This is a genomic window from Dokdonia ponticola (genome assembly GCF_042653865.1).
Classification (GTDB): Bacteria; Bacteroidota; Bacteroidia; order Flavobacteriales; family Flavobacteriaceae; genus Dokdonia; species Dokdonia ponticola.
Genome location: NZ_JBHSFV010000042.1, coordinates 1 through 1,251, shown reverse-complemented (window position 1 = coordinate 1,251; position 1,251 = coordinate 1). Strand labels below are relative to the sequence as shown.

Annotated in this window: 1 protein-coding gene; it reads left to right on the top strand. The window is 45.2% G+C overall.

Annotated elements, in window-relative coordinates:
* A partial coding sequence (locus ACFO3O_RS22520) for an Ig-like domain-containing protein (protein WP_379983068.1) occupies window positions 1–1,251 on the top strand: 1,251 nt, incomplete at both ends.

Below are 1,251 nucleotides of genomic sequence, written 5' to 3'. Positions count from 1 at the left end.
TATTAGATAATGACGGTTTTGATCCAACCAGTGATGTAGAAGTAACCGATGTTACGGATCCAGCTAATGGAACAGTAACGATCAATCCTGATGGGACAGTAACCTACACGCCAGATCCTGATTTTAATGGAACAGATACCTTTGACTATACAGTCACCGTAACAAACCCTGATGGAAGTACCACTACGGAGACAGCTACGGTAGTAGTCACAGTGACTCCAGTAGACGATATCATGGATGATACAGCTACGACACCAGAGGATACGCCAGTAGATATCGCGGTATTAGACAATGACGGTTTTGATCCAGATTCAGATGTCGAAGTAACCGATGTCACGGATCCAAACAATGGAACAGTGACCATCAACCCTGATGGAACGGTGACCTACACGCCAGATCCTGATTTTAACGGAACAGATACCTTTGACTATACAGTCACAGTCACCAACCCTGATGGAAGTACCACTACGGAAACAGCTACGGTAGTAGTCACAGTGACTCCAGTAGACGATATCATGGATGATACGGCGACGACACCAGAGGATACGCCAGTAGATATCGCGGTATTAGATAATGACGGTTTTGATCCAGATTCAGATGTCGAAGTAACGGAGGTAACAGATCCAGCTAATGGAACAGTAACGATCAATCCTGATGGGACAGTAACCTACACGCCAGATCCTGATTTTAACGGAACAGATACTTTTGAGTATACAGTCACCGTAACAAACCCTGATGGAAGTACCACGACAGAAACAGCTACGGTAGTAGTCACAGTGACTCCAGTAGACGATATCATGGATGATACGGCTACGACACCAGAGGATACGCCAGTAGATATCGCGGTATTAGATAATGACGGCTTTGATCCAGATTCAGATGTCGAAGTAACAGATGTCACGGATCCAAACAATGGAACAGTGACCATCAACCCTGATGGCACGGTGACCTACACGCCAGATCCTGATTTTAACGGAACAGATACCTTTGACTATACAGTCACCGTAACAAATCCTGATGGTAGTACCACTACGGAAACAGCTACCGTAGTAGTCACAGTGACTCCAGTAGATGATATCATGGATGATACGGCGACGACACCAGAGGATACCCCAGTAGATATTGCGGTATTAGATAATGACGGTTTTGATCCAACCAGTGATGTAGAAGTAACCGATGTTACGGATCCAGCTAATGGAACAGTAACGATCAATCCTGATGGGACAGTAACCTACACGCCAGATCCTGATT